This window comes from Oleiphilus sp. HI0079 (assembly GCF_001635105.1).
Map to the genome: position 1 here is coordinate 1 of NZ_LWFT01000127.1, position 900 is coordinate 900.

Here is a 900-nt window from a genome sequence, read left to right on the forward strand (position 1 = left end):
ACGCGTTCATAAAGGTATTCAGTGAGCGCCGAATCATCATAAAGAACGGATCGCGAACCGGATACTTTTCGCTTCCGCATAACGCTGTATGTTCTAAGATATGCGCCACGCCTGTATTGTCCGTTGGAACAGTCTTCAAGCCCACTAGGAAGACGTTTTCATCATTCTTCGAAGCGAAATGCAAATGTCGAGCGCCCGTTTGACGGTGCACAAACTCCTGCGCATCAACAGCTAGAGACTCAATACGTTGGGATTTAACTAGTTCAAACTGGGGGTGACTCATGTCAAAAATATACCTTGTGGAAAGCCGCACAACACCTTGAGGTGCCGACAGCGGAGCATGTCTTATCAACTTTAAAACAGTCACTTTGAGCTTCGTGCTCAACAGTTTCAAGTTAATACTCGCTAAGATGCTTTGGTTATAGTGACGAACTCGCTAAGTTCAAGTAGCCATGAGCCTGATTCGCTCAAAACACATGGTTTTGTGAACAAACAAGCAAAACTTCGGTCTTAGTAAGAAAAATCAATACTTTAGGTCTAGAATCTTTGTAATCACTTAATAATACTCGGCCTCAACAATTTACAGGTCGAGCTTGGCGGAGTGGAAGTTTTTAGCCCCGCCCTTATCGACTAAGCCGAACACAAACGTAGTCTCGTAATAATCGAGTGTGTATTCGCTATAACAGGAACAATTCATGGTCGACATAAGACCTTTAGCTTTCATTAACTTTCTAATGCTTCTCTTGCTTGCAAGCGCCGGTTTTGTCCAGCTGCAAGAAAATGCCGCTCAGAATACCGAGCAGAGTCTGGTTACCGATACAGCGGCTGACGCCACTCACTCTGACAGCGCCTCAACACCTGATCTCACAGTGAGTGACAACCCTTCGCAGCAAGAAACAT

At 45.0% G+C, this 900-nt stretch carries 2 protein-coding genes; one reads left to right on the plus strand and one right to left on the minus strand.

Annotated elements, in window-relative coordinates:
* Nucleotides 1-283, minus strand: a 283-nt coding sequence (locus tag A3750_RS01960) for a hypothetical protein (protein WP_156498313.1), incomplete at its 3' end; no start/stop codon positions are given.
* Nucleotides 284-695: 412 nt separating this feature from the next.
* Here A3750_RS01960 and A3750_RS01965 point away from each other — a divergent pair.
* On the plus strand, nt 696-900 hold a 205-nt coding region (locus tag A3750_RS01965), incomplete at its 3' end, for a hypothetical protein (protein ID WP_197474801.1).